This is a genomic window from Amycolatopsis sp. Hca4, from assembly GCF_013364075.1.
Taxonomy (GTDB): domain Bacteria; phylum Actinomycetota; class Actinomycetes; order Mycobacteriales; family Pseudonocardiaceae; genus Amycolatopsis.
In genome coordinates, this window is sequence record NZ_CP054925.1 from 8,787,697 (window position 1) to 8,806,087 (window position 18,391).

The window sequence follows — 18,391 nt, forward strand, 5'->3', positions numbered from 1 at the left end:
ACGTCGCTCCTAGCGCGTGACGGGCAGGCCGAGGGCGGTGGCGGCGATCATGTCCCGCTGGATCTCGTTGGTGCCGCCGCCGAAGGTGAGGATCAGCGCCGAGCGGTGCAGCCGCTCGATCCGCCCGGCCAGCAGCGCGCCCGGCGAGCCGTCGCGGACGACGGCGGCCGCGCCGAGCACCTCCATCAGCAGCCGGTAGGCCTCGATCGCGAACTCCGTGCCGAACACCTTCGTCGCCGACGCCTCCGCCGGGCCGAGCTCGCTGGCCGCGGCCGCCCAGGCGATCCGCCAGTTCCGCAGCTTCAGGTACTCCGCGCCGGCGTGCACCCGCGCCAGGTTCACCCGCACCCACTCCTGCTCGATGGCGCCGGTCTCCTCCGCCCACGCCAGCACGTCGGCGAGGGCCTTGCGGATCGGTGCCGACGACGTCAGCGCGACGCGTTCGTGGTTGAGCTGGTTGGTGATCAGCGGCCAGCCCGCGTTCTCTTCGGCCACGCGCGCCGACACCGGCACGCGCACGCCGTCGTAGTAGGTCGCGCTGGTCCCGGCGCCCGCGACCGTGTGCACCTTGGTCCAGGAGAACCCTTCGGCCGAGGTCGGCACGATGAGCATCGAGAGCCCGCGGTGCTTCTTCGCCGCAGGATCGGTCCGGACGGCGAGCCAGACGTAGTCGGCGTACTCGATCAGGCTCGTCCACATCTTCTGCCCGGTGACGACGTACTCGTCGCCGTCGCGCTCGGCGCGGGTCCGCAGGGACGCCAGGTCGGTGCCGGCCTCCGGCTCGGAGTAGCCGATCGAGAAGTGCAGCTCGCCGGCGGCGATCTTCGGCAGGTAGAACGCCTTCTGGTCTTCGGTGCCGTAGCGCATGATCGTCGGGCCGACGGTGTTCACCGTCAGGAACGGCACCGGCACCCCCGCGACGGCCGCTTCGTCGGTGAAGATGAGCTGGTCGAGCATCGACCGGCCCTGCCCGCCGTACTCCGGCGGCCAGCCCAGCGCGAGCCAGCCGTCCTTGCCCAGCTGCCGCACGATCTCCTTGTACGCCAGGCCATCGCCGTACTCGCCCCCGCCCGAGCGGAGGCCCGCACGCCGTTCGGGCGTCATCAGCTCGGCGAAGTACTCCCGGAGCTCCGCGGCCAGCGCGTGCTGCTGGAGCGTGTAATCGATCCGCACCCGTCACCTCCACCCGGTCCGGCTCGTTGTGGTGCCGTACCGGCTCCCGGCGTTACAGTAGAACCTGTTCTAGTTGTACCAGGGCTCGAGCGGCGGAGGAAGCATGGAGATCGGCGTCGACCGGCTGCTGTGCGAGGCGAACGCGGTGTGCGTGGGGCTCGCCCCGGACGTCTTCGACCTCGACGACGAGGAAGAGCTGGTGATCCAGCCCGGTCCGGTGCCGGACGACCAGGTAGAACGCGTTACCAGTGCAGTCAAGGGCTGCCCGAAGAATGCCCTGTTCATCACGGGTTAGCACTGTTCACTCAAAGGGTTGCCTCGAACGAGAACAGATTCTACTGTAGGCCCGACATCCCGGACTCGGCGAGGAGGTCCCCGCGGTGAGCTTGACCGGCAGGACGGCGATCGTCACGGGTGCCGCGGCGGGGCTGGGGCGGGCCGAAGCGCTCGCGCTCGCGGCCGGCGGCGCGACGGTGGTCGTCAACGACATCGGCGAGCCGAAGGACGTGGTCGCCGAGATCGAAGCGGCCGGCGGCAAGGCCGTCGCGGTCGACGGCGACATCGGCGAGCGGGCCACGGCCGACGCGCTCGTCGAAGCCGCGCTCGACCTCGGCGGGCTCGACATCGTGGTGAACAACGCGGGCGTCCTGCGCGACAAGATGCTCTTCTCGATGTCCGACGACGACTGGGACACCGTGCTGCGCGTGCACCTGCGCGGCCACTTCCTGCTGTCCCGCAACGCCGCGAAGCACTGGCGCGACAAGTCCAAAGCGGACGGTGCGCCGGTGTACGGGCGGCTGGTCAACACCGCGTCCGAGGCGTTCCTCATCGGCTCGCCCGGCCAGCCGAACTACGCCGCGGCGAAGGCCGGCATCACCGCGCTCACCATGTCGGCCGCCCGCGGCCTGGCCAAGTACGGCGTCCGCGCCAACGCGATCTGCCCGCGCGCACGGACGGCGATGACCGAGGGCGTGTTCGGTGCTGCTCCCGCCGAGGGCACCGATCCGCTCTCGGTCGAGCACGTCGCCCCGTTCGTCGCCTACCTCGCCTCCCCGGCGGCCGAGCACGTCAACGGCCAGGTGTTCGTCGTCCACGGCGGCTCCGTCGCGCTGGTCGAGGCGCCGCGGATCGAGCGGCGCTGGCAGCTCGACGAGCTCGAGACGTCCTTCACCACCTTCTTCGCCGACCGCGACCCCGGCCGGATGTTCGCCGCCACCGAAATCCTGGGAGAGTCATGAGGCTGGACGGGAAGATCGCCCTGATCACCGGCGCCGCGCGCGGGCAGGGCGAGGCCGCCGCTCGCGCGTTCGTCGCCGAAGGCGCGCGCGTGGTGATCGCCGACATCCTCGACGACGAGGGCAAGCAACTGGCCGCCGACCTCGGCGAGCGGGCCGTCTACCAGCACCTCGACGTCGGCGACGAGGACGGCTGGGCCGCCGCGGTCGAACGCGCGACCACCGAGTTCGGCCACCCGAACGTGCTGGTCAACAACGCCGGCATCCTGCACTTCTCCGAGCTCGCGCAGACGACGCTGGCCGACTACGAACGTGTCATCCGGGTGAACCAGATCGGGGCGTTTCTCGGCATGCGCTCGGTCGTTGAACCGATGACCGCCGCCGGCGGTGGCTCCATCGTCAACGTGTCCTCTGTGGAGGGTCTGGCCGGGATGCCCTACCTCGTCGCCTACACCGCGAGCAAGTTCGCGATCCGCGGGATGACCAAGGTCGCGGCGATGGAGCTCGGCAAGAAGCACATCCGCGTCAACTCGGTGCACCCCGGCGCGATCGACACGAAGATGGTCGAGACCGCGGCGGGCGGCCAGAAAGTCGACATGTCGTACGTCGGGAAGAAGGTCGCGCTGAAGCGGGTCGGGCAGCCCGAGGACATCGCCAAGCTGGTGCTGTTCCTGGCCAGCGACGAAAGCGCGTACTGCACGGGCGCGGAGTTCGTCGCGGACGGAGGGGCGACGGCGACGCACGCGCTCAACTTCTGACGGACAACGCTGAGTAAACACCGCTAACGAAAACTGTGGACCGGGTGTGGAGAAGACTCGGAGGTCAGTGACGACCTACTGGGAGGCGTAGTGAGCGAGAGCACCGGCACGCTCCCGGGAACCGCGGCCCTGACCCAGGTCGGCCGCCTGGCGACGCTGTCGTGGGAAGTCCTGCGCGCGATCTTCAAGCGCCCCTTCCAGGCCCGCGAGTGGATCCAGCAGTGCTGGTTCTTCGCCAGCGTCACGATCCTCCCGACGGCACTGGTCGCCATCCCGTTCGGCGCGGTGATCGCGCTGCAGCTCGGCTCGCTCACCGCGCAGATCGGCGCTCAGTCGTTCACCGGCGCGGCCAGCGCGCTGGCCATCGTGCAGCAGGCCAGCCCGCTGATCACCGCGCTGCTCGTCGCGGGCGCGGGCGGCAGCGCGGTCTGCGCGGACATCGGCGCCCGCAAGATCCGCGAAGAGATCGACGCCATGGAGGTCCTCGGCGTCAACCCGATCCAGCGGCTGATCGTGCCGCGGGTGCTCGCCGCGATGGTCGTTTCGGTGCTGCTGAACGGCTTGGTCAGCGTGGTCGGCGTGCTCGGCGGCTACTTCTTCAACGTCGTCCTGCAGGGCGGTACGCCCGGTGCGTACCTGGCCAGCTTCAACGCCCTCGCGCAGGTGCCGGACCTGTGGATCAGCGAGATCAAGGCGCTGCTGTACGGCTTCGTCGCCGGGGTCGTCGCCGCCTTCCGCGGCTTGAACCCGGCGGGCGGCCCGAAGGGCGTCGGCGACGCGGTCAACCAGGCCGTCGTCATCACGTTCCTGCTGCTGTTCCTGATCAACGTCGTGCTCACCGCGATCTACCTGCGGATCGTCCCGCCGAAGGCGATGTGATGACGGCCGTCGACACCGACCGGACGCTCGAGTACATCGCGCGTCCCGGCCAGAGCCTGGAAGGCCTCGGCAAGCAGCTCGCGTTCGCGGCGAAGGCGCTCGCCTGGTCGCCGCGGACGATCCGCCGCTACAGCCGCGAGACCCTGCGGCTGCTCACCGAGGTCTGCTTCGGCACCGGCGGGCTCGCGGTCATCGGCGGCACGCTCGGCGTGATGATCGGGATGACCCTGTTCACCGGCCTGATCGTCGGCCTGCAGGGCTACTCCGCGCTCAACCAGCTCGGCACGGCCGCCCTGACCGGCTTCATCTCCGCCTACTTCAACACCCGCGAGGTCGCGCCGCTCTCGGCCGGGCTCGCGCTGTCCGCCACCGTCGGCTGCGGCTTCACCGCCCAGCTCGGCGCGATGCGGATCTCCGAGGAGATCGACGCACTGGAAGTCATGGGCGTGCCGAGCATGCCGTACCTGGTGACGACCCGGGTGCTCGCCGGCGTCGCCGCGGTGATCCCGCTGTACGCGGTCGGCCTGCTCTCGAGCTACCTCGCGTCCCGGCAGATCACCATCTGGCTCTACGGCCAGTCCGCGGGCACCTACGACCACTACTTCACGCTCTTCCTGCCACCCGGGGACGTCCTCTGGTCGTTCGGGAAGGTGATCGTGTTCAGCGTGCTCGTCATCCTGTCCCACTGCTACTACGGCTTCAACGCCAGTGGCGGGCCGGCGGGTGTCGGCGTCGCGGTCGGCCGGGCGGTGCGGACGTCGATCGTGCTGATCTCGGTGCTGGACTTCTTCCTGTCGCTGGCGATCTGGGGCGCGAACACCACGGTGAGGATCTCGGGATGAGGCGCGAGCTCTGGCAGCGGCTCCGGTACCAGGTGCTGGGGCTCGCCTTCCTGCTCGTCGCCGCCCTGTTCATCGCGTTCACGCTCGCCGTCTACCACAAGGCGTTCACCCCGGTGACGCTCGTGAAGCTGGAGACCGACCGCGTCGGCAGCCAGCTGCGCACCGGCGGCGACGTCAAGGTCCGCGGCATGCTCGTCGGCGAGGTCCGCTCGGTGCTGGCGAAGGGCGACCACGCCGAGCTCGAACTCGCGCTGGACCCGGACAAGACCCACGTCATCCCTCGAAACGTCTCCGCGCGCTTGCTGCCGAAGACGCTCTTCGGCGAGCGGTACGTCGCCCTGCAGCTGCCGGAGAACGGAGAACGCCCGATCGAAGCGGGTGACGTCATCCCGCAGGACCGCAGCAGCGCCGCGATCGAGCTGCAGAAGGTCCTCGACGACGTGATGCCGCTGCTGCAGGCCGTCCAGCCCGAGAAGCTGTCGAGCACGCTGACCGCGGTGGCGACCGCGCTCGACGGCCGCGGCAAGCAGCTCGGCCAGACCCTCGTGCAGCTGAGCGACTACCTCGGCAAGCTCAACCCGTCGCTGCCGGACGTCAAGGCCGACATCACCGGCCTGGCGAACGTGGCGAACACCTACGACAAGGCCGCGCCCGACCTGCTGCAGGCCCTGTCCGACCTGACCACGACCAGCCGGACGATCGTCGACCAGCGCGCGCAGCTGAGCGACCTCTTCGCGACCGTCACCGCGGCTTCGGTGGACCTGACGAACTTCCTGCAGGTCAACAAGGACAACCTGATCCGGCTCACCACGGCGGTCCAGCCGACGCTGGACGTCCTCGCGAAGTACGCGCCCGAGTACCCGTGCCTGCTGCGGCAGCTCGCGGAGTCCGTGCCGCGCGCCGAGCTGGCGTTCGGCAAGGGCACCGCGCACCCCGAGGTCAGCCGGGTCACCATCGAGTTCGCGGCCAGCCGCGGCAAGTACCTCCCCGGCGTTGACGAGCCGAAGTACGAGGACAAGCGTGGCCCGCGCTGCTACCCGAGCGTCCCGAAGCCGGGCGTGTGGCCGCAGTACCCGCCGGACGGCGCCATCAAGGACGGCTCCAGCAAGCCCCCGCCGCCGAAATACCCGCCCGAGACGCTGCCGGCCGGCGGCGGCGCCGTCGGCGGCGACGGCACGATCGTCGGGTCGGCCTACGAGAACGACCTGATCGACCTGCTGGCCTCGCCCGCCCTCGGCGCCTCGCCGGGGAACGTGCCGGGCTGGGCCGGCCTGCTCGTCGGACCGCTCTACCGCGGGGCGGAGGTGGAGCTGAAGTGAGGAGTTTCGTCCCGTCGCTGATCAAGCTGGGGATCTTCGCGGTCGTCACCGTGCTGCTCACCGGGATCCTCGCGGCCACCATCGCCAACACGAACTTCGGCGAGACGTCCGGCTACCTGGCGAAGTTCACCGACGCGTCCGGGCTCAAGGAAGGCGACGACGTCCGCATCGCCGGGGTCAAGGTCGGCCAGGTCGACGCGATCGAGGTGGAAGAGGGGAGCGGACCCTGGCGCGGGTGCGGTTCGACGTCGAGCACGCCTACCGGCTGCCGGAGACGGTGACCGCGACGATCAAGTACCGCAACCTGGTCGGCCAGCGCTACCTCGCGCTCGGCACCGACGTCCCGGGCGATCGCGCGTTGCCCGAAGGCGGCACGATCCCGCCCGAGCGCACGAAACCGGCGTTGAACCTCACCGTGCTGTTCAACGGGTTCAAGCCGCTGTTCAAGGCGCTGAGCCCGAAGGACGTCAACCAGCTCTCGGCCGAGATCATCAGCGTCTTCCAGGGCGAGGGCGGCACGATCACCAGCCTGCTGCAGCACACCGCGTCGCTGACCAGCGCGATCGCGAGCAAGGACCAGGTGATCGGCCAGGTCATCGCCAATCTGAACACCGTGCTCGGCACGGTCAACGCCCACGGCGCCCAGCTCGGTGACCTCGTCGAGCAGACCCAGAAGCTGGTGAGCGGCCTGGCCGAGCAGCGCAAGCCGATCGGCGACGCGGTCAGCGCGCTCGGCGACCTCGCCGTGTCGACCACCGGGCTGCTGGCCGACGCGCGCCCGGCGCTCAAGGACGACGTGGCGCAGCTCGGGGTGCTGTCGCAGAACCTCGGCGACTCGGGCGTGCTGCTCAACCACTTGCTCGAGGTGCTGCCGGGCAACCTGCAGAAGTTCACCCGGACGCTGAGCTACGGCAGCTGGTTCAACTACTACCTGTGCGGGATCACCGGCACCATCGGCATTTCCTCGCTCGACATCACCCTGCCGATCATCCCGATCCCCGGCACGCAGCGCGCGGAGAGGTGTGGTCCGTGAAGCCGCTGAAGGAACGCAACCAGGCCGCGGTGGGCACGGTCGCGCTCGTGCTGATCGTGCTCGTCACGGCCACGACGTACTTCTCCGACCAGCTCCCGTTCTTCGGCAACGGCACGACGTACTCGGCCTACTTCGGCGAGTCCGCCGGGCTGGCGCCGGACAACGAGGTCGAGGTGGCCGGCGTCAAGGTCGGCACGGTGTCGTCGGTGAAGCTGGCGGGCAAGCAGGTCCTGGTCCGCTTCCGGGTCAAGGGCATCCGGGTCGGCGACGCGACGACGGCGTCCATCGAGATCAAGACGCTGCTGGGGGAGAAGTACCTCGCGCTCGACCCGAAGGGCGACGGCGCGCAGGAGCCGGACCAGACGATCCCGCAGGCCCGCACGCGCACGCCGTTCCAGCTGCAGGACGCCTTCGACCAGCTGTCCACGACGGTCGGCGACATCGACACGAAACAGCTGGCCGACAGCTTCAACGCCCTCTCTGACAGCCTCTCCGGCAGCCCGCAGTACCTGAAGGACACGCTGAGCGGGCTGTCGTCGCTGGCCAAGACTGTGTCGTCCCGTGACGCCGACCTGCACACGCTGCTGGCCAACACGAGCCAGGTGTCGAAGACCCTGTCCGACCGCAACGCGCAGCTCCAGCGCGTGATCAGCGACGGCAACCTGCTGCTCACCGAGCTGCAGAACCGCAAGACCGCGATCAACGCCCTGCTCACCGGCACCCAGCAGCTCTCGCAGCAGCTGACCGGGCTCGTCCGTGACAACCGGGACCAGCTCAAGCCGACGCTGGACAAGCTCGGGAAGGTGACCGACATCCTGCAGCGCAACCAGGGCAACCTCGACAAGAGCCTGCAGCTGATGGCGCCGTTCGCCCGCGTCGGCGCGAACGCCACCGGCAACGGCCGCTGGTTCGAGGGCTACCTGTGCGGGCTGCTGCCGCCGACGATCACCGTGGGCGGGCTGCACATCAACCCCGAAGGCTGCACCCCGCCGATCGCGGCGCCGAACCAGGGGGTGGGCCGCCGATGACCATCCACACCGCCCGCGGCCGCAGCCTGGTGACCTGGCTGGCGTTCGCGTGCGTCCTCGCGCTGATCGTCACCGCGGGCCTGTACCTGGTGTTCCGGTCGTCGAACGGCGTCAAGCTGTCCGCGTACTTCGGCAAGACCGTCGGGCTGTACGCGGGCTCGTCGGTGCGGGTGCTCGGCGTGCCGGTCGGCCAGGTCACCGACGTCACGCCGGAAGGGGACGCGGTCCGGGTGGACATGGAGGTCGACGGTGCCCCGCTGCCGGCCGACGTCGGTGCCGTCGTCGTCGCGCCGAGCCTGGTCAGCGACCGGTACGTCCAGCTGACCCCGGCTTACGACAACGGCCCGGTGCTCGCTTCGGGCACGGTCCTGCCGCGTGGGCGCACGGCCACGCCGGTCGAACTGGACGACCTGTACTCCAGCCTCGACAAGCTCTCGACGGCGCTGGGCCCGAACGGCGCGAACTCCGGCGGCGCGTTGTCCGGTGTCCTCGACACCGCGGCGAACACGTTGAAGGGCAACGGCACTTCGCTGAATTCGACGGTCGGGCAGCTGGCGCAGCTCGCGAAGACCCTCGACGGCTCGAAGGACGACCTGTTCTCGACCGTGCAGAACCTGAACTCGTTCACCGGTGCGCTGGCCCAGAGCGACCAGCAGCTCAACGAGTTCTACGGCCGCGTCGCCGACGTCAGCCGGTTCCTCGCCGCCGACTCGAACGACGTCGGGGCCGCCCTGCAGTCCCTGGGCGGGGCGCTCGGGGACGTCCAGCAGTTCGTCAACGACAACAAGACGGCGCTGGAGTCCAATGTGGACAAGCTGGCGTCGCTGTCGAAGGTGCTGGTCGACCAGCGCGCCGCACTCGCCGAGGTGCTCGACATCGCGCCGACCGGCGCCACGAACTTCATCAACTCCTACGACGCGGCGTCGGGCACCATCGCCGTCCGCGACAACCTCAACGAGCTGACCAACCCGCCGATCCTCACCGTGTGCCGGCTGATCAGCTCGTTCACCCCCAAGGAAGTCCCCGACACCCTCGGGAACATCTGCAAGCAGCTGGCGCCGGTCCTGGACGGCGCGCTGAAGCTGCCGACGATCCCGCAGGTGCTCAACTCCCTGCAGAACGGGACGCTCCCGCCGTTGCCGCTCCCGTTGGTCGACGTGATGGAACAGCTGTCCGGCGGTGCGAAGTGAAGGGGCGCAAGCGGATCGCCGGTGCGCTGGCCGGGGTGCTCGTGCTCGCGGGCTGCAGCGACGGCGGGTTCAACGGCCTCTACGGCACGCCGCTGCCGGGCGGTGCCGACGTCGGCGACCACCCGTACCACGTCACGGCGCTGTTCACCGACGTGCTGGACCTGGTGCCGCAGTCGAGCGTCAAGGTCGACGACGTCGCCGTCGGTCGGGTCGACAAGATCACGCTGACCCCGGACACGCGCTCGGCGCTGGTGGCGATGACCGTCAACGGCGACATCGCGCTGCCCGCGAACGCGCGTGCCGAGCTCAAGCAGTCTTCGCTGCTGGGCGAGAAGTTCGTCGAGCTGAGCGTGCCGACGGCCGAACCCGCTTCCGGCCGCCTGGCCGACGGCGGGCAGATCCCGCTCGGGCGGACCAACCGCAACCCCGAGGTCGAGGAGGTGCTCGGCGCCCTCTCGCTGCTGCTCAACGGCGGCGGCGTCGAGCAGATCCAGAAGATCAGCCACGAGCTCAACGACGCCCTGTCGGGCAACGAGCCGGAGATCCGCGCCCTGCTGTCCAGAGTGGACGAACTGGCCACCCAGCTCGACGGCCACAAGACCGAGATCCTGCGTGCGATCGACGGCCTGGCCAAGCTTTCGAAGACGTTGACCGGGCAGACGCAGAACCTGACGAACGCGCTGGACAACCTCGCGCCGGGCCTGAAGGTGGTCACGGACCAGCGTGACCAGCTCGTGGGCATGCTGAACGCGCTCAATGCGCTGTCCGGGGTCGCGGTGGACACGGTGACGAAGAGCCGGGACCAGCTCGTGGCGAACCTCCGCGCCCTGCAGCCGACGTTGACGAAGCTCGGCGAGGCGGGCCAGAACCTGCCGAACGCGCTGCAGATCCTGCTCACCTACCCGTTCCCGGATTACGCGGGCAATGTGATCAAGGGCGACTACGCGAACGTCGAGGCGAACGTGAACCTCGACCTGGACGTGCTGATCTCGAACTTCACGAACTCGTCGCAGCCGCCGATCGCGCTGCCGTCCGGAACCGGTGGCCAGCAGACTCCGGTGGCGCCGCCGTTGCCCCTGCCCGACCTGGGGTCGGTGCCCCCGGCGGCAGGCCCGGGCCTGCTGGGCGGGCTGCTCGGCCTGATCGGGGGCGGCCGGTGACCCGCAAGATCCGGATCCAGCTGTTCGCGTTCGTCGTCATCGCCGTGGTGTCGGTGGTGTACGCCGGCGGCCGGTACGCCGGGCTGGACCGGTTGTTCGGCAACCGCGGGTACGTCGTCACCGCGCAGCTGACCGACTCCGGCGGCATCTTCGTCAACTCCGAAGTCGCCTACCGCGGCGTCACGGTCGGCCGGGTGACGTCGATGACGCTCACCGAGCACGGCGTCGACGTCGCCCTCGACATCGACGCGGGCGCGCCGGACATCCCGGCCGACGCGCACGCGCAGGTGGCGAACCGATCGGCGGTGGGGGAGCAGTTCGTCGACCTGCTGCCGTTGCACAACGGCGGTCCGTTCCTGAAGGACGGCTCGGTGATCACGGCGGACAAGACGTCGCTTCCGCCGTCGCCGGACACCGTGCTCACCCACCTCGACGACCTGGTGGCGAGCGTGCACCCGGAGTCGCTGCGGACGGTCGTCGACGAGACGTACAACGCCTTCGCGGGGCGGGCCCGGAACTGCAGCAGCTGCTGGACAGCACGGGCTCGCTGACGGCCGTGGCCGCGCAGTACGTGCCGCAGACGCAGGGACTGCTGGCGAACTCGCGGATCATGCTCGGCACCCAGGAGCGGCAGGCGGCGAACATCACGGACTTCGCTGCCGGTCTTCGCACGATCGCCGGCCAGCTCAAGAAGTCCGATCCGGACCTGCGGCGGGTGATCGCGCAGGCGCCGCAGCTGAGCCGGCAGATCTCCGACGTGCTGGCCGCGTCGGGCACCGACCTGGGCGTGCTGTTCGCCAACCTGCTGACCACCGCGCAGATCACGACGTCCCGGAAGGACTCGATCGAGGAGCTGCTGGTCGCGTACCCGATCATCTCGGCGTTCTCGCCGTCGACGTCCCCGGACGGCACGGGTCATCTGGGCGTGGTGTTCAACTTCTTCGACCCGGCTTCGTGCACGAAGGGGTACGAAGGGACGAAGCAGCGTCCGGCGAACGACGAGTCGGAAGCGCCGGTCAACATGAACGCCTACTGCGCCGAGCCGCCCGGGAGCCCGACCGGGGTGCGCGGGGCGCAGAACGCGCCCTACGCGGGGAAGCCGCCCGCGATCCCGGCGGCGCCTTCGCAGACTGTTTCCGCGCCTTCGCAGGCTCAGTTGCCGGGCATGCTGAGCTTGCTCACGGGGCCGTCGTCGGGCGGGCTCGGCCGGTTGCTGGGTGCGCCGTGAAGCTGCGCCTCCTGGCGGTCTTCGCGTTCTTGTCGGTCCTGGCCGCGGCGTTCGCGGGCTGGTCATGGTGGCGCGCGGCCGCGGACGAGTCGTACGCCCGCGGCCGCGAGCGCGACGCGGTGCTCGCCGCGGCGGGGCCGTACCTGGTCACGTTGAACACGATCGACTACCGCACGGCGGCGGCGGACGTGGACCGCTGGATCGCGGCGACGACGGGGCAGTACTTCAAGGACCTTTCGGGCGACCGTCAGCTGCAGATCGACCGCGCTGCTGCGTCTCGGACGGTGTCCTCGGCCTCCCTGGTCCAGGCGGCGGTGACGGAGGTCGATCCGGCCCGCGGGTCGGCGCGTTTGCTGGCGGTGCTGGACGTCCGCGTGTCAACGGGCGGCGCGCCCCCTTCGGCCCGCCTCAACCGCCTGACGGTGGACGTGTCCCGCTCCCCGGACGGCTGGAAGATCTCCGGGGTCCAGGCGGCAGGCTCATGAACCGGCTGCTGGTCGTCGTGCTGGCACTGGCCCTGGGCTGCACGGCCTGGTTCGGCATCGAGGCGGCTTCACTGTCCCCTGGGGACAATCAGGCCTTGGTGGATTCTTCGGCCACGGCCGAGGTTTCGTCTTCGGTGAGTGACGCGGTGAAGGCAGTGTTTTCGTACGACTACGCGAACCTGCCCCGCACCGAGCGAGCGGCCGCGGAGGTCTTGACGGGCGAGGCGGTGCGGCAGTACCAGACGCAGTTCGCTTCGGCTCGCACGCGGGCGCAGTCGGAGAAGCTGACCCGCACGACGACGGTCCGGGCGATCGGGGTCCGCTCGTTGCGGGGGGATTCGGCGGAGTTGCTGCTGTTCTTGGACCAGCAGACGGTGGCGCAGGGCGGAGGAGCGCCGACGTCGTCGGTGGCCCAGCTGGCGGTGACGGCGAAGCGGGTGGACGGCCGCTGGAAACTGGCCACGCTGACGGCGCTTTAGCCGTAACGGAGTCGGCGTTCGAAGCGTTCTTGCCTGCGGAGACCGATCGAACCGGAGTGCGTGATGAAACCTCGTACGTTCGTGGCTTCGGCCTCGCTGGCGGTTGCCGTCGGCGCCCTGATCCTGCTGCTCGTCAACGTCAAAGCCACCGCTGCGGGCGGGCAGGCCGTCGCTTGCGGGACCGGCTTCAAGACCGACATGAGCCAAGCCGCGCACGATTCGAACGTTCACGAGCTCACCAATGCCATGCTCGCCGACAACGGCCTCGGCTACCTCGCCACGGAAGATACTTCCACTGGGTATGCGGCCGCCTGCGACAGGGCGCTGTCGACTCGTCGCAGCTGGGGCTTCGGCCTGCTCGGCGCAAGTGCGCTGGTATTCGTCGGTGCCCTGGTGGTTCGCCGGCCCACGGACGCGTCGCCACCGGCCGCCACCGCGTGACCTCGGCCGCGGTCAGCCGTCCCACACAGCCGCGCCCTGGCGGACAACCTCCACATCGGACCGTGACTCCACCGGCCACAGCTCCACCACGTACCGGTAGTGCTCCCCGAACTCGTGCTCGTTCCACGTCACCGCGGGCGGACCGGCCGGCACGTACGAAACCCGGGCCCGGTACAACCCCGGGAGCACCGAAAAGTACTTCTCCTGCGACGGGTAGTCCGCCGGCCCGGAAATCACCAACCGCCCGCTCGGAACCGGAAGATCCGCTTCCACCACGTGCTCGGCATCGGCCGCGACAGCGGGCGGGGATGGCAGCAGCGTCACCGACGACTCGACGACGTCCGACCGGGCCGTCGCGATCGCGATACCGCCCGGTTCTGCCCCGATCCGGTGAAGCTCGACCGCGGAAGCAGTCCACCCGCTGCCCGTCAACCGGGTGGAAGAATCCCGGACGGTGAACTGGCGCTGGTCGGCGTGGACGACGAGATGCACACCGAGCACCCTAGCCAGGACCCGCCCCGAAATGGTATCGACGGCGGGTTTAGCGTTGAGGCCATGACCACTGCTTCCGTCGACGTCGACACGGCCCGCAGCGACTACGCGGCCCTGGTCGGCCGAGGCCTCTCCCTGGACATCACCCGCGGCAAGCCGTCCCCCGAGCAGCTCGACCTTTCGAACGCGCTGCTCTCCCTCCCGGGCGACGGCACCTTCAAGGCCGAGGACGGCACCGACGTCCGCAACTACGGCGGCCTCAACGGCCTGCCCGAGCTGCGCCGCATCTTCGCCCCCGCGCTGCAGGTGCCCGCCGGGCAGCTGCTCGCCGCCGGGAACTCGAGCCTCGAGCTGATGCACGACGCCGTCGTCCAGGCACTGCTGAGCAAGCTGCCCGGTGCCGAGCGCCGCTGGGCCGACGAGCCGCAGGTGAAGTTCCTCGCCCCCGTCCCGGGCTACGACCGCCACTTCGCGCTCACCGAGCGCTTCGGCATCGAGCTCGTCGGAGTCGCGATGACCGACGAGGGCCCGGACATGGACGTCGTCGAGACGCTGGTCGCCGAAGACCCGGCCGTCAAGGGCATCTGGTGCGTCCCCAAGTACAGCAACCCCACCGGCGTCACCTTCAGTGACGACGTCGTCAAGCGGCTCGCGACCATGCGCACCGCGGCGCCCGACTTCCGGATCTTCTGGGACAACGCCTACGCCGTGCACCACCTCACCGACGCCGAGCCGGAACTGGCCGACGTCCTCGCCCTGGCCGCCGAGGCGGGCAACGCCGACCGCGTCTTCGTCTTCGGCTCCACCTCGAAGATCACCCTCGCCGGCGCCGGCGTCGGGTTCTTCGGTGCGTCCGAGGCCAACCTCGCCTGGTGGACCGGCAACATCGGCAAGCGCACCATCGGCCCGGACAAGGTCAACCAGCTGCGCCACGCGCACTTCCTGAAGGACGAAGACGGCGTGCGCGCCCACATGCGCAAGCACGCCGAGATCATCGGCCCGAAGTTCGCGGCCGTCGACCGCATCCTCTCCGAGGAGCTGGCCGACCTGGCGTCCTGGACCAAGCCGACCGGCGGGTACTTCATCACGCTGACCGTCCCGCAGGGCACCGCGAAGGAGGTCGTGCGGCTGGCGAAGGAGGCCGGGGTCGCGCTGACCCCCGCCGGCGCGACCCACCCGCACGGGAACGACCCGGAGGACGCCGTCATCCGGATCGCGCCGACCTTCCCGAAGCTGGAAGAGGTCGAAGAGGCCGTCCGCGCGCTCGCCGTGTGCGTCCGGCTCGCCGTCGCGCAGCGCAGCTGACCTGGGGAAACGCAAGTCGATCAAAATTTTTCCCGTTTTGACCGAGCCGGGGGACGCCCAGGTACGTATGACCGGTGGGTGAGGTGGACGAACTCGTCACGAGAGGACGTCCCCCGGTGTTCGGAAAACGCTACACGGAGCAGCTGATCGAGCGCAGCGCGGAGAACGCGACCGACCGCCGCCGCTTCCTCAAGGCTGCGGGAGCGGCGGGGCTCGGCGTCGCGGGTGCCGGTGCGCTCGGCACGGCGCTGTCGCTGGGCCTCGGCTCGGCCGGTGCCACTTCGCAGTACGGAGCGCAGGGAGGTGACAAGGGGAAGGAGGCGGCGAGCGACGCCGCGGTGCTGAACTTCGCACTGAACCTCGAATACCTCGAGGCGAACCTCTACTCCTTCGCCGCCTACGGCTACGGCCTGAACGAGAAGTACGTCAACGGCGTCGGCAACCTGGGCAAGGTCTCGGGCGGCCACGGCGTGAAGTTCAAGAGCGAGCACACGAAGCAGATCGTCCAGGAGATCGCCGGCGACGAGGTCGCCCACGTGAACTTCCTGCGCAAGGCCCTCGACAAGGCCGCCGTCGCGCAGCCGGAGATCGACTTCCAGAACAGCTTCACCGCCGCCATGCAGGCCGCGGGCGTGATCAAGCAGGGCCAGACGTTCGACCCGTTCGCCAGCGAGAACAACTTCCTGCTCGCCGCCTACCTGTTCGAGGACGTCGGCGTCTCCGCCTACAAGGGCGCGGCCCCGCTGGTGAACAACAAGACGTTCCTCGACGCGGCCGCGGGCATTCTGGCCGTCGAGGCCTACCACGCCGGGATCGTCCGGTCCGCCCTCTTCGAGCGCGGCCTCGGGGACATCACGAACAAGATCTCCGACGCCCGCGACAGCCTCGACGGCAAGGCCGACGACGACGAAGGCGTCCTCAAGGACGGCAAGGCGAACCTCGTCCCCGCCGACGCGAACGGCATCGCGTTCGGGCGATCCGCGGACCGGGTGCTCAACATCGCCTACCTCAACCCGGACAAGGTGTCTTCGGGTGGCTTCTACCCGCGCGGCCTGAACGGCGAAATCGCCACCAGTGGTGCGAAGGAGAAGTAGGCACCGCGTGCCGCCGTCACGGTAACGTCTACGACGGCGGCACGCGGAGTCGAGGGGGCGAAGTGCGGGTACTGGTCGCGGGTGGCGGCATCTCGGGCACGGTGACGGCGATGGCGCTGAAGCTCGCCGGGCACGAGCCGGTGGTCTACGAGGCCTACCCCGCGGGCGGGGACGACATCGGCGCGTTCCTCACCCTCATGCACAACGGCATGGACGCCCTGCGCGCGATCGGCGCCGACCGGCCGGTGATCGACAGCTCGTTCGCCGCGTACGGCGTCGAGCTCGTCGCCCCGACGGGGGAGACCGTCGGGCGGACCGAGTTCGACACCGAACACCTCGACGGACCGCGGACTCTCACCCGCGCCACGCTCTACCGCGTGCTCCAGGACGAGGCCGCGCACCGCGGCGTCCCCCTGGAACGCGGCAAGCGGCTGGTGGGCGCGAAGGCGGGCGAGGGCGGGATCACGGCCGAGTTCGCCGACGGCACCACCGCGGCCGGCGATGTCCTGGTCGGCGCGGACGGCCTGCGTTCGGTGGTCCGGCGGCTGATCGACCCGGCGGCGGACGAGCCCCGCTACACGGGGCTGACCGTCGTGTACGGCTACACGCGGGCGGAGGGACTGCCGTCGGCGCCCGGGATCTACCGGATGGTCCGCGGCAGCCGGGCGGCGTTCGGGTTCACCACGGCCCCGGACGGCGCCACGTTCTGGTTCGCCCGCATCCCGGATACCGAGCGGCCCCGCGAGGAGATCGCGGCGGTCACCCCGGCGGGCTGGCGCGACTTCGCGCACGCGGCCTTCGACGGCGATCCCTTGCCCTGCGCGGACATCATCGCCGCCACGGGCGACGACGTCTTCGGCGGTCACTCGTACGACGTCCCGGAGACCCGGGTCTGGTCGACCCCCGAGATGGTCCTGACCGGGGACGCCGCCCACGCCGCGTCCCCGGCGGCGGGCCAGGGCGCGTCGATGGCACTGGAGGACAGCGTCGTGCTGGCCCAGTGCCTGCGCGACCTCCCGGACCCGCCCTCGGCGTTCGCGGCGTACGAGGGACTGCGGCGCGAGCGGGTCGAAAAGCTGGTGAAGGCGAGCGCGGGCGGCGACGTCGGCGAGGAACGCGGCTGGGTTTACGCGCACCACATCGACTGGGACGCGAAGATCACCGTGTAGCGCCGCACGAATCGCGCACGACCAGTTTCGTGGGCAGCAGCACCGGTTCCGGTGCCGTCGACGACTCGAGCATAGCCAGCAGCGCCCCCGCCGCCGCCGTGCCGAAGCCCGGCTTGTCCTGGGCCACCGTCGTCAGCGCCGGGTCCACCAGTGACGCCACCTCGATGTCGTCGAAGCCCACCACCGCCAGGTCCGACGGCACGCGCAGCCCGGCCGCGCGGGCCGCCAGCATGGCGCCGACCGCCATCTCGTCGCTGGCCGCGAACACCGCCGTCGGCGGGTCCTTGCGGGCCAGGAGCCGGCGCATGCCGACGAAACCGCTCTCGCGGTAGAAGTCGCCGCCGATCACCAGATCCTCCGACACCGGCAGGCCGGCTTCGGCCAGGCCGCGGCGGTAGCCCTCGGTGCGGGCCGCCGCCGGGGCGTTGCCGCGGGGGCCGGTGATCGTCGCGATCCGGCGGTGGCCCAGCGCCGCCAGGTGGCGGACCGCTTCCGCCGCGCCGCCTGCGTTGTCCGACGTCACGTGCGTCGCCCGCGGGCCCGACAGGGCGACGTCCAGCGCGACGCACGGCAACCCGGACTGGGCGAACGCGGTGAACGCGTCGGCGTCCGTCCCGCTGTCGATCAGCACCAGCCCGGCCAGGTGGTGGCGCCGGGTCATGCTGACGTACCCGATCGGGTCGGCCAGTGACACGCCCGGGTGGCGGTCGCGGGCGTCGTCGCTCGTCGCGAGCAGCAGCAGGTGGTAGCCGTGTGAGCTCAGCGCGGATTTGAGGCCCAGCAACAGGTCCTGCAGGAACGGGTGCCGCCAGCCGGGCCGCCGGTGGTCGGTGTCCCAGACCAGCCCGACCATCGCCGACTGCTGCCGCGACAGCGCGCGGGCCGACTCGTTCGGCGAGAAATCGAGGTCGCGCGCGACGCGTTCGACGCGTTCGCGCGTCGCCGCGCTGACCGTGGCGGGCCGGTTGAACACCCGTGACACGGTGGCGACGGAAACCCCGCAGAGCTGCGCGACCTCGCGGGCGGTGACCATGGCGACCTCCGGTTCTTGTAACCGGTTACATCTGTAGCACACGATCTC

General features: G+C 70.1%; 18 protein-coding genes and 2 pseudogenes. 17 read left to right on the forward strand and 3 right to left on the reverse strand.

Going from position 1 to position 18,391, the window contains the following annotated elements:
- Positions 1-9: 9 nt before the first annotated feature.
- Positions 10-1,173 (reverse strand): acyl-CoA dehydrogenase family protein, encoded by a 1,164-nt coding sequence (locus tag HUT10_RS39995; RefSeq protein WP_176175931.1) that lies wholly within the window; start codon positions 1,171-1,173, stop codon positions 10-12.
- A gap of 103 nt (positions 1,174-1,276) precedes the next feature.
- Here HUT10_RS39995 and HUT10_RS40000 point away from each other — a divergent pair, with 103 nt between their 5' ends.
- The 14 genes and pseudogenes from HUT10_RS40000 to HUT10_RS40065 all read left to right on the forward strand — a co-directional run bounded on the left by HUT10_RS40000 (position 1,277) and on the right by HUT10_RS40065 (position 13,250).
- The gene (locus tag HUT10_RS40000) at positions 1,277-1,468 is read left to right on the forward strand and encodes a ferredoxin (protein ID WP_176175932.1); all 192 of its coding nucleotides are present in this window, start codon (positions 1,277-1,279) and stop codon (positions 1,466-1,468) included.
- Between the two features lie 85 nt (positions 1,469-1,553).
- Positions 1,554-2,411, forward strand: a complete 858-nt coding sequence (locus HUT10_RS40005; RefSeq protein WP_176175933.1) for a 3-oxoacyl-ACP reductase — start codon at positions 1,554-1,556, stop codon at positions 2,409-2,411.
- Positions 2,408-3,166 (forward strand): glucose 1-dehydrogenase, encoded by a 759-nt coding sequence (locus tag HUT10_RS40010; protein ID WP_176175934.1) that lies wholly within the window; start codon positions 2,408-2,410, stop codon positions 3,164-3,166. The genes HUT10_RS40005 and HUT10_RS40010 overlap by 4 nt, the downstream gene beginning before the upstream one ends.
- 90 nt (positions 3,167-3,256) lie before the next feature.
- Complete coding sequence (locus tag HUT10_RS40015) at positions 3,257-4,045, forward strand: ABC transporter permease (RefSeq protein WP_176175935.1); 789 nt, start codon at positions 3,257-3,259, stop codon at positions 4,043-4,045.
- Positions 4,045-4,887, forward strand: coding sequence for an ABC transporter permease (locus HUT10_RS40020; protein ID WP_176175936.1), 843 nt, complete (start codon positions 4,045-4,047; stop codon positions 4,885-4,887). Before HUT10_RS40015 ends, HUT10_RS40020 begins: the two co-directional genes overlap by 1 nt.
- Positions 4,884-6,206, forward strand: coding sequence for an MCE family protein (locus tag HUT10_RS40025; protein ID WP_176175937.1), 1,323 nt, complete (start codon positions 4,884-4,886; stop codon positions 6,204-6,206). The genes HUT10_RS40020 and HUT10_RS40025 overlap by 4 nt, the downstream gene beginning before the upstream one ends.
- A pseudogene (locus HUT10_RS40030) lies at positions 6,203-7,239 on the forward strand (MCE family protein). Before HUT10_RS40025 ends, HUT10_RS40030 begins: the two are co-directional and overlap by 4 nt.
- The gene (locus tag HUT10_RS40035) at positions 7,236-8,267 is read left to right on the forward strand and encodes an MCE family protein (RefSeq protein WP_176175938.1); all 1,032 of its coding nucleotides are present in this window, start codon (positions 7,236-7,238) and stop codon (positions 8,265-8,267) included. Before HUT10_RS40030 ends, HUT10_RS40035 begins: the two are co-directional and overlap by 4 nt.
- The gene (locus tag HUT10_RS40040; protein WP_176175939.1) at positions 8,264-9,457 is read left to right on the forward strand and encodes an MCE family protein; all 1,194 of its coding nucleotides are present in this window, start codon (positions 8,264-8,266) and stop codon (positions 9,455-9,457) included. The genes HUT10_RS40035 and HUT10_RS40040 overlap by 4 nt, the downstream gene beginning before the upstream one ends.
- Positions 9,454-10,617, forward strand: a complete 1,164-nt coding sequence (locus HUT10_RS40045) for an MCE family protein (RefSeq protein WP_176175940.1) — start codon at positions 9,454-9,456, stop codon at positions 10,615-10,617. Before HUT10_RS40040 ends, HUT10_RS40045 begins: the two co-directional genes overlap by 4 nt.
- Positions 10,614-11,845, forward strand: a pseudogene (locus tag HUT10_RS40050) (MCE family protein). Before HUT10_RS40045 ends, HUT10_RS40050 begins: the two are co-directional and overlap by 4 nt.
- Positions 11,842-12,330 (forward strand): hypothetical protein, encoded by a 489-nt coding sequence (locus tag HUT10_RS40055; RefSeq protein WP_176175941.1) that lies wholly within the window; start codon positions 11,842-11,844, stop codon positions 12,328-12,330. Before HUT10_RS40050 ends, HUT10_RS40055 begins: the two are co-directional and overlap by 4 nt.
- On the forward strand, positions 12,327-12,809 hold the full coding sequence (locus tag HUT10_RS40060) for a hypothetical protein (protein ID WP_176175942.1): 483 nt from the start codon (positions 12,327-12,329) through the stop codon (positions 12,807-12,809). Before HUT10_RS40055 ends, HUT10_RS40060 begins: the two co-directional genes overlap by 4 nt.
- Positions 12,810-12,872: 63 nt before the next feature.
- A complete protein-coding gene (locus HUT10_RS40065) occupies positions 12,873-13,250 on the forward strand; it encodes a hypothetical protein (RefSeq protein ID WP_176175943.1) in 378 nt (125 codons plus the stop codon).
- Between the two features lie 12 nt (positions 13,251-13,262).
- Here the strand turns inward: HUT10_RS40065 and HUT10_RS40070 are convergent, their stop codons facing one another.
- Positions 13,263-13,742, reverse strand: coding sequence for a hypothetical protein (locus HUT10_RS40070; protein WP_176175944.1), 480 nt, complete (start codon positions 13,740-13,742; stop codon positions 13,263-13,265).
- Positions 13,743-13,805: 63 nt separating this feature from the next.
- Between HUT10_RS40070 and HUT10_RS40075 the strand changes: the two genes are divergently transcribed.
- The 3 genes from HUT10_RS40075 to HUT10_RS40085 all read left to right on the forward strand — a co-directional run bounded on the left by HUT10_RS40075 (position 13,806) and on the right by HUT10_RS40085 (position 17,310).
- Entirely contained in the window at positions 13,806-15,047 is a 1,242-nt protein-coding gene (locus HUT10_RS40075; protein ID WP_176175945.1) for an aminotransferase class I/II-fold pyridoxal phosphate-dependent enzyme, read from the forward strand.
- A 116-nt stretch (positions 15,048-15,163) separates the two neighbouring features.
- On the forward strand, positions 15,164-16,141 hold the full coding sequence (locus HUT10_RS40080; RefSeq protein ID WP_176175946.1) for a ferritin-like domain-containing protein: 978 nt from the start codon (positions 15,164-15,166) through the stop codon (positions 16,139-16,141).
- A 62-nt stretch (positions 16,142-16,203) separates the two neighbouring features.
- Positions 16,204-17,310 (forward strand): NAD(P)/FAD-dependent oxidoreductase, encoded by a 1,107-nt coding sequence (locus HUT10_RS40085; protein ID WP_176175947.1) that lies wholly within the window; start codon positions 16,204-16,206, stop codon positions 17,308-17,310.
- Here the strand turns inward: HUT10_RS40085 and HUT10_RS40090 are convergent.
- Entirely contained in the window at positions 17,300-18,343 is a 1,044-nt protein-coding gene (locus HUT10_RS40090) for a LacI family DNA-binding transcriptional regulator (protein WP_176175948.1), read from the reverse strand. The genes HUT10_RS40085 and HUT10_RS40090 overlap by 11 nt on opposite strands.
- Between the last annotated feature and the right edge of the window lie 48 nt (positions 18,344-18,391).